This is a genomic window from Zemynaea arenosa, assembly GCF_004614185.1.
GTDB lineage: Bacteria > Pseudomonadota > Gammaproteobacteria > Burkholderiales > Burkholderiaceae_D > Telluria > Telluria arenosa.
On record NZ_SPVF01000221.1, the window covers coordinates 1 to 8,099 of the forward strand.

An 8,099-nucleotide genomic window follows, 5' to 3' on the forward strand; every position below is an offset into this window, starting at 1 on the left:
CCATCGGGGCGGTCACCGCACCGCTGACGGGGCCGGCCGGTCCCATCGTCGGCGGGCTGGTCGGGGCGCACGTGGGCTCGCTCTACAGCTTCAGCAACATGAAGGAGAAGGGCGAGATCGAGCACAACACCACGTCCGAGGACGAGCGCAACAACCTGCAGGCGCCGCGCCCGGCGGGGATGCTGCTGGCGGTCGAGGTGCACGATCCGGCCGAGGAAGACCGCGCGCTGGACGTGCTGCGCCGCACCGGCGCCCACCACATCGAGCGCGCCGAGGGCCACATCGACCACGGCGACTGGACCGATTTCAACCCGCTCGCGCCGCCCCAGCTGGTGCATTGAGCCGCGCCGGGAGCCCCGCGCTGGCGGGCGTTCCCCGCCCGCCGCTGCGCGCTCGGCGCACGGTTGGAACACGCTTCCCGCGGCCGCGATTTTCTGTATGATGGCCCCCAGCCATGCGCTCGGCATGGCGCAGCCGACGGGAGGCTTCAATGACGCAAGCTTGGGTGATCCTGACTGGACAGGACGGGACCGACATCTCCGCTCCCACCGACAAGCAACTGGCGGCGGTCCTGGCCGAGGTGTTCGGCAAGTCCCGCAAGGGCGCCAGCAGTCACCCGGAACCCGCCACCGCGACCCTGCGCTTCGGCTACGACGACGGTCTCATGTACCTGGCCGAAGTCTCCAGCACCGGCGAGCTCTGCTTCGAGGAATGGTCCGACCGCGACTGCGAAATGGCGCTGGCCCAGCCGCGCCGCATGAAGGCGGGCAAGAAGGAGGCGCTGGAGATCTGGACCATGCTGGCGCACCGCCAGGTCAGCCGGATCCGCGAGCTGGACTGGTTCTAGGCGCGCGGTGAATATGCAACCATTTGGTTGCATATTCTGGCCGTCAGCGCAGCGACGAGCCCGCGCCTTGCAGCGGACCCAGCGGATGCCGCTCCAGCTCCGTCTCGCTGATGTTGGGCTTGCCGCTCCAGGACTTGTAGACCACCACGTTGTTGCTGATCAGGATGAGGGCGTCGAAGCTCCAGCCGCTGATCTTGATGTCCTTGCGGAAGTTCAGGAAGTCCGCGAAAAAGTTCCCCACGTGTTCCCGCTTCAGCGACTGCTGCTCGATGTGGTAGGCGTAGCAGGCGTTGCGCGCGTCCACGCACTTGCGGATCGCCGGGTCCAGCTTGCTGCTTTCGAAGGCGACCATGGCTTCCAGCCGGCGCAGCAGGTCCGCATGGCTGAGGATGGTCATGTTGGGCACCTTGTCCGGGTCGAAGCCGAGCGCCTTCAGCTGGGCCAGCGTGGTGCGGCCGGGCACGATGCGCTTGAAGTCGCCTTCGGCCTCGGCGTAGGTCTTCCACGGGCGCACCTGTTCCTTGTTGGAATCGGGAAGCATGCTGGAACAGCCCGCAAGCACGATGGCCAGGCAGGCCAGGAGCAGGGCGGCGGTACGGCTCATTCAAATCCTCGCAAAAACGGACGGCGCAGCTATTGTACGTGCTGCGTCCCCACGGCCGTGTTTTGGAGAAAGTCAGAGCGGCTGGTCGGCGATGCCGCGCTTTTCCGCGCGCGACTGGCAGGCGATGCACAGCTGGGCTTCCGGCCGCGCCTGCAGGCGGGCGAAGCCGATGTCGTTGCCGCAGGCCTCGCACAGGCCGTAGCTGCCTTCGTGCAGCCGGGTCAGCGCGTTGCGCACCAGGGCCAGGGCCGACAGGTGGCGGCCGGCGTCGCCCAGCGCGAGGTCGGTGAGGAGGCGGTTGGTGGCGGCGTCGGCCGGGGAGAATTCCTGGTCCGCGATCGGCATCTCGTCCCGGTTGATCGGGTCGGCGGCGGCCTGTTCCTCGAGCTCGGCGCGCCGCTGCTCCAGCTGCCGGCGCAACTGCTCCCGCTGGTCATGAGTCAGCGGCATGATGGGACGGCGCAGCAAAGAAGGCGGCAGGGCAGCATGTTGCGCTCCGGACGGGGACGCCGTTGGTACGGCATGGGTCCAGTGTAGCGCGAACGGGGGGCGCGCACGATTCGCGCAGCGGTGCGCGGGTCCGCCCGCGGAGTCCACCTCGCCGTGCGCGGGTCAGCCGGCGGCGTCGACCTTCTTGACGGTGCGGCGCAGCTTGTCGAGCGCGGTGATGATGGCGACCGGATTGCCGGTCACCGCCGCCCCCGCCACGGCGCCGAGGGCGGCGGTGACGTACAGGGCGCCGCTGATGCGGCCGATGGTGCGGATCTTCTCGGCCGCGTCCTGGGTCAGCTTGATCACCTGCTGCTGGGATGCGGCCAGGGTCTTGACCGTCGCGGCGGCCGCCTCGGCATACAGGGCGTTGGCGCGCTGGCGCAGCACCAGCTCGTCGTCGAGCATCACGCGGTAGGCGGCCTGGTCGGGCTCGGGCACGGCCGCGCCCTTGCCATGGTCCAGTTCCTTGACGATGCGCTTGTGGATGGCGTCGGCGGCGGCGGTCAGTTCGTCGGCCAGGGCTTCGACGTCGGCTTGGGTGGCGAGGGCGGTCATGGCAGACTCCTTGGGTTAATACGAATCGCCGACCAGGCCTTCGCGGATCAGGCGCAGGTCGCGGATGTAGGCCTGGAGCGTGACCCGTACTTCGTCGCGGTTCAGGTTGCCGAGGTTGGCGCGCAGGGTCTTGTGGCCCTCGCTGACCTTCTTGAGGCCGTCCAGGGCCAGGTCGTAGCGGCGGTCGACCAGCTTGTATTCGGTGGCCTTGTTCATGTAGTGGACCTTGGCCAGCGTGACCAGCATGCGGTCGGCCGGCTTGGTCGCCATCGGGATTTCGACATCGAAGATGCCGAGCACGGATTTTTTCTCGTTCTCGTTGGTCTTGATGTAGTAGCGCATGATGGTGGTCATGCCATCGAGCAAGGCCTGCAGGGGCTGGTCGCCATCGCGCACCATGGTCTCCACGCTGCGGCCCTGGTAGCCGGAGGCGATCACGCGCGTCAGCAGGCGCGCGAGGCCGGTGTAGGCGACCAGGTGCTTCTGCTCCAGGCCGACGTCCGGATTGGTGCGAATGGCCGCGGCCAGGGTGTCGAGCTGGGGCGTGAGGTCGTAGCGGCCGTCGCCGGCGAGCACGCTGAGGGTTTGCATGTAGAGCACCACCGCGCGCTGGGCGGCGACGAAGTCCTCGTACACCGCGCGGCGCTTGGCGTCGTTCTCGCGGGCCAGCCGGTCGGCGGCCGGGGACAGGTAGGGCTGCTCGCGCGCGTAGGTGTCGCGGAAGCGGCTGGACATCTCGGTGTAGCCGGCCAGCTTGGTGGAGGCGTCGGCAAAATCACGCACTTCCTGCAGGCTGATGGGCTGGGTCGCGCAAGCGGAGGTGAGCAGCGCGAAGGCGAAGGCGGCTAGCGAGCGGAACGGGAGCATGGAGGACCTTTCCGGCCGCGCGGAAAGGCGGGCCAAGGGCCATTGTTGCGCCGTCGGGCTCGCTACTTTTTGCTACAGATCAAAGTGGCCGGAACGCCACACGAGTCCGCTTGCGGTGTCGGCTTGCGGAATATATTCGCAGCCGATCCAGCCCTGGTAGCCGAGCTGGTCGAGGAGGGGGAGCAGGTAGCGGTAGTTGATTTCGCCGGTGCCGGGCTCATGGCGGCCCGGGTTGTCCGCGATCTGGACGTGGCGGATCAGCGGCAGGAATTTGGTGACGGTGGCGGCCAGCTCGCCCTGGATGCGCTGCCAGTGGTAGAGGTCGCACTGCAGCCCGAGGTTGGGTTCGTTCACCTCCGTGATGACGCCGGCCGCCAGCTGGGGCGAGTTCAAGAAGTAGCCGGGGATATCGAAGGTGTTGATTGGCTCGATCAACAGCTCGATCCCATGGGGCTGCAGCGTGCGCGCCGCTTTGCGCAGCCGCTGCACATAGATGGCGCGCGCCTCCGCGCGGTCCGCGTCGGCGAGCACGCCCGCCAGGCAATGGAGGCGCGGCACCTCCAGCGTGCGCGCATAGTGCAGCGCCAGTGCGATGCTCGCGTCAAAGTCGCCGTCCCGTCCTGGCAGGCACGCCAGTCCCCGCTCGCGCGGCCAGTCCCCCGGCGGACAATTGTGGAGCACCACCTGCACCTGCCCGTCGCGGGCGGCCCGCCTGATTTCCCCCGCCTCTTCCCCGTACGGAAACATGAATTCGACCGCCTCGAACCCATAGCGCCGCGCGAGCGCAAACCGCGCCAGGAACGGCACCTCCGTGAACATCAAGCTAAGATTGGCAGCAAACCGTGGCATACCAACAATCCTACCATCCCTTGACCTCCCTCAACCGGGGTCAGGCCTCCCCCATTCCCGATGGGGTCAGGCACCCAGAGGAAACCCGGGGCCTGACCCCGAGCTGTTTCACAATCGGTGCAATTTCCCGTGGTTGAGGGTGAAAGCGCGGATGAGAACGGTCGGAAAGTGTGAGACAACCGCTTTGAAAAAAACGACGGGGTCAGGCCTGCGCTATGAAAGGCAGGCCTGACCCCGGGGTTGAGGTGCGTCAGAACTAGCGGCTGCGGGTGCCGGTACGCAGGGGGGCGTCGGAGCGGCGCGGGCCGTTGCCATTGCGGCGGGAGCCGGGGTCGTTGGCGGCGGCGGAACGCGGAGAACCGTTGGCGTTGCCGTTACGGCCGTTGCTGCCGCCATTGCCACCATTGCCGCTGTTGCGGCCGGCACCGGTGCCGCCGCGCTGGCCCTGGCCCTGGCGCTGGCCGCCGTTGCGGTGGCCGGCGCCGCCACTGCGCAGCTGGATCGGCTGCGGCTTGGCGGTCGGGTCCGGCTCGAAACCGGGGATGATTTCGCGCGGCAGCGACTGCTTGATCAGGCGCTCGATGTCGCGCAGCATGATGTGCTCGTCCACGCAGACCAGCGACACCGCTTCGCCCGCCGCGCCCGCCCGGCCGGTGCGGCCGATCCGGTGCACATAGTCTTCCGGCACGTTCGGCAGGTCGTAATTCACCACGTGGGGCAGCTGGTCGATGTCGATGCCGCGCGCCGCGATGTCGGTCGCCACCAGCACGCGCAGCGTGCCGTCCTTGAACTCGGCCAGCGCGCGGGTGCGCGCCGCCTGGCTCTTGTTGCCGTGGATCGCCAGCGCGCCGATGCCGTCCTTGCCCAGCTGCTCGACGAGCTTGTTGGCGCCATGCTTGGTGCGCGTGAACACCAGCACCTGCCGCCAGTCGTGCTGCTTGATCAGGTGCGCCAGCAGCGGATGCTTCTTGTCGCGGTCGACCGGGTGGATCTTCTGCGCGATCACCTCGACCGTGGAATTGCGGCGCGCCACCTCGATGGTCGCCGGGTGGTCCAGCAGGCGGTCGGCCAGCGCCTTGATCTCGTCCGAGAAAGTGGCCGAGAACAGCAGGTTCTGGCGCTTGGGCGGCAGCACCGCCAGCACCTTGCGGATGTCGTGGATGAAGCCCATGTCCAGCATGCGGTCGGCTTCGTCCAGCACCAGGATCTCGATCTTGGACACGTCCACCGTCTTCTGCCCGATGTGGTCCAGCAGGCGGCCCGGGGTCGCGACCAGGATGTCCACGCCGTGGCGCAGGGCCTTGATCTGCGGATTGATGCCGACGCCGCCGAAGATCACGGCCGAATTCAGGTGCGTGTACTTGCCGTACACGCGCACCGATTCCTCGACCTGCGCCGCCAGCTCGCGCGTCGGCGTCAGCACCAGCGCGCGGATCGGGCGCGCCGCGGTCTTGTTGGACAGTTTCAGCCCGCCCGCATCGGTCGACAGCCGCTGCAGCATCGGCAGCGTGAAGCCGGCCGTTTTGCCGGTTCCGGTCTGGGCCCCGGCGAGAAGATCGCCGCCCCCGAGCACGGCGGGAATCGCCTGCGCCTGGATGGGAGTGGGGGAGGTGTAGCCGGCTTCGGTCACGGCGCGCACCAGCGCGTCGGACAGGCCGAGGTCAGAAAAGGACATAGTTGGGGAAACCGGTGAAAACGATTGCGAAATGGGTCCGAGTATACCACTCGGTTCTTGACGTGCGGAAATTTGTTTCGATGAGGAAATGACAAGGGCGGCGCACGACGGCTGCCCTGAGACAGGAAGATCGCGGCGGTTACCGCGATCTCAACGAGGAAATTGCAACCAAATCAGACAAACAGGGTCACACGAAGGCCGTCAGGTACGGCACCATCTGCGCGAACACCTTGGGGCTGGCGGCGATCAGGTCGCCCTTTTTCTCATACCCGGATTCGCCGTCGAACCCGCCGACAATCCCGCCTGCCTCGGACACCAGCAGCGCGCCCGCCGCGAAGTCCCACTGCTTCAGCCCCTTCTGGTAGAAGCCGTCGATGCGGCCGGCGGCCACGTTGGCCAAGTCCAGTGCCGCCGCGCCCGCCGAGCGGATGCCCTGGCAGCGTTCGGCCATCACTTCGTACATCTTGAGGTACTCGCTGACCGCGCGCGGGCCGGCGCCGTGGCCGGTGGCCAGCAGCGTGTTGGCCAGGCGGTCGTGGCGCGTGACGCGGATGCGCTTGTCATTGAGGTAGGCGCCCGCGCCCTTGGTGGCGGTGAACAGGTCGTTGCGCACGGGGTCGTACACCAGGCCCTGCGTCACCACGCCGCGCTGCGCCAGCGCGATGGAGATGCAGTACTGGGGGAAACCGTGCATGAAATTGGTGGTCCCATCGATCGGGTCGATGATCCAGCAGTACTCGACTTCGTCGTTCAGGTTGGCCGACGGACCCGACTCTTCGCCCAGGAAGGCGTGGTCCGGGTAGGCCTTGGACAGGATCTCGACGATGGCCTGCTCGGCCGCCGGATCGATGTCGGTGACGAAATCGTTGTGTTGTTTTTCAGTCACAACGATGCGGTCCGGGTCGAACGAAGCGCGGTTGATGATGGTCGCGGCGCGGCGGGCGGCCTTGATCGCGGTGTTGAGCATGGGGTGCATGGTCGGTATCCAGTGTCCAGTCAGTGCGGCCGCGCGGGCGCCCGCGGAAACGCGGCGGCCAGGCACGGCGGCGATGTCGAGAAAGAATTAAAGAGCGGCGCGGTAAAATGGGGCTGGTGCAGGGCGGCCTGGCCACCCGCGCCCTTCAGAACCTCGCGATTGGCCGCTATTGTAATCGAACTTCCATGCTTCCCACCTCATCTGCGTCGTCCGTGTTCACCCGCCTGCGTGTGGTCCTCGTCGAAACCAGCCGCGCCGGCAACATCGGCTCGGTCGCGCGCGCCATGAAAACCATGGGCTTTTCCGACCTGGTGCTGGTCAACCCGCGCTTTCCCGGCATGCTCGAACACGAGGAGGCGGTCGCCTTCGCCAGCGGGGCGCAGGACGTGCTCGCCAATGCGCGCATCGTGACCACCATGGCCGAGGCGCTGGATGGCTGCCGCTTCGCCGCGGCCGTGTCCGCCCGCCTGCGCGAGTTCTCGCCGCCGGTGTGGACGCCGCGCCAGTTCGCCACCCACCTGGCCGCCCAGGCCGACCTGCCCGCCGCCCTGATCTTCGGCAACGAGCGCTTCGGCCTGCCCAACGAGGTGGTCGAGAACAGCAATGTGCTGATCAACATCCCCGCCAACCCGGCCTACTCGTCGCTGAACCTGGCGCAGGCGGCCCAGGTGCTGGTCTACGAATGCCGCACCGCCGCCGAGGCCGAACTGCCCCCGAGCGAGGTTGGTTTCCAGGGCGACGCAGCCAGCGTCACCCAGATCGACGGCATGTACGCGCACCTGGAGGAAGCCCTGGTCGCGATCGGCTTCCTGGACGCCACCAACCCCCGCAAGCTGATGCCCCGCCTGAAGCGCCTGTTCAGCCGCACCCAGCTGGAGACCGAGGAGGTCAACATCCTGCGCGGCATCGCCCGCCAGATCCTCAAGCACGCGCCGCGGTCGGAGGAACCGCCTGCCCCTGTTTGATTTCGCGCAAGGTCGTCACGGTTAGACGGGTCACTCTAAACCAGGTTTGATCCGTCTCACCTCGTCGTACACTAGCCAAAAAATCACAAGGGATACCCATGGAGACAAACCGCAGGACCTTCCTGAAGGCCGGCGCGTTCGGCCTGCTGGCGCTCGCCGTCGGCGGCGGCCTGTACCGCGCAACCCATCCGGGCGGCACCCAGGCCCGCTTCGTGCTGGACGGCGAAGCCCGCGCCGCGCTGGACGCCATCGTCCCCGCGGTGCTGGAC

Annotated in this window: 9 protein-coding genes and 1 pseudogene; 3 read left to right on the plus strand and 7 right to left on the minus strand. The window is 67.5% G+C overall.

Annotation, left to right across the window (positions count from 1 at the left end):
* Positions 1-341, plus strand: a pseudogene (locus E4L96_RS23830) (hypothetical protein); the annotation flags it as partial.
* A gap of 149 nt (positions 342-490) precedes the next feature.
* Entirely contained in the window at positions 491-847 is a 357-nt protein-coding gene (locus E4L96_RS17270; protein WP_135208455.1) for a hypothetical protein, read from the plus strand.
* A gap of 43 nt (positions 848-890) precedes the next feature.
* Here the strand turns inward: E4L96_RS17270 and E4L96_RS17275 are convergent, their stop codons facing one another.
* From E4L96_RS17275 to E4L96_RS17305, 7 genes are all read right to left on the minus strand, one after another.
* Positions 891-1,451, minus strand: coding sequence for a hypothetical protein (locus tag E4L96_RS17275; RefSeq protein ID WP_135208456.1), 561 nt, complete (start codon positions 1,449-1,451; stop codon positions 891-893).
* Positions 1,452-1,523: 72 nt separating this feature from the next.
* Entirely contained in the window at positions 1,524-1,901 is a 378-nt protein-coding gene (locus E4L96_RS17280) for a TraR/DksA family transcriptional regulator (RefSeq protein ID WP_135208457.1), read from the minus strand.
* Between the two features lie 162 nt (positions 1,902-2,063).
* Positions 2,064-2,498 (minus strand): hypothetical protein, encoded by a 435-nt coding sequence (locus E4L96_RS17285; RefSeq protein ID WP_135208458.1) that lies wholly within the window; start codon positions 2,496-2,498, stop codon positions 2,064-2,066.
* Positions 2,499-2,513: 15 nt separating this feature from the next.
* Positions 2,514-3,365: a hypothetical protein gene (locus E4L96_RS17290; RefSeq protein WP_135208459.1), complete on the minus strand. Its 852-nt coding sequence runs from the start codon at positions 3,363-3,365 to the stop codon at positions 2,514-2,516.
* Positions 3,366-3,437: 72 nt separating this feature from the next.
* Positions 3,438-4,214, minus strand: a complete 777-nt coding sequence (gene otnI / locus E4L96_RS17295) for a 2-oxo-tetronate isomerase (protein ID WP_135208460.1) — start codon at positions 4,212-4,214, stop codon at positions 3,438-3,440.
* A gap of 256 nt (positions 4,215-4,470) precedes the next feature.
* A complete protein-coding gene (locus E4L96_RS17300; RefSeq protein ID WP_135208461.1) occupies positions 4,471-5,889 on the minus strand; it encodes a DEAD/DEAH box helicase in 1,419 nt (472 codons plus the stop codon).
* A gap of 187 nt (positions 5,890-6,076) precedes the next feature.
* A complete protein-coding gene (locus E4L96_RS17305) occupies positions 6,077-6,856 on the minus strand; it encodes an inositol monophosphatase family protein (protein ID WP_135208464.1) in 780 nt (259 codons plus the stop codon).
* A 194-nt stretch (positions 6,857-7,050) separates the two neighbouring features.
* Between E4L96_RS17305 and E4L96_RS17310 the strand changes: the two genes are divergently transcribed.
* Positions 7,051-7,830, plus strand: coding sequence for an RNA methyltransferase (locus tag E4L96_RS17310; protein WP_135208462.1), 780 nt, complete (start codon positions 7,051-7,053; stop codon positions 7,828-7,830).
* Positions 7,831-8,099: the final 269 nt, after the last annotated feature.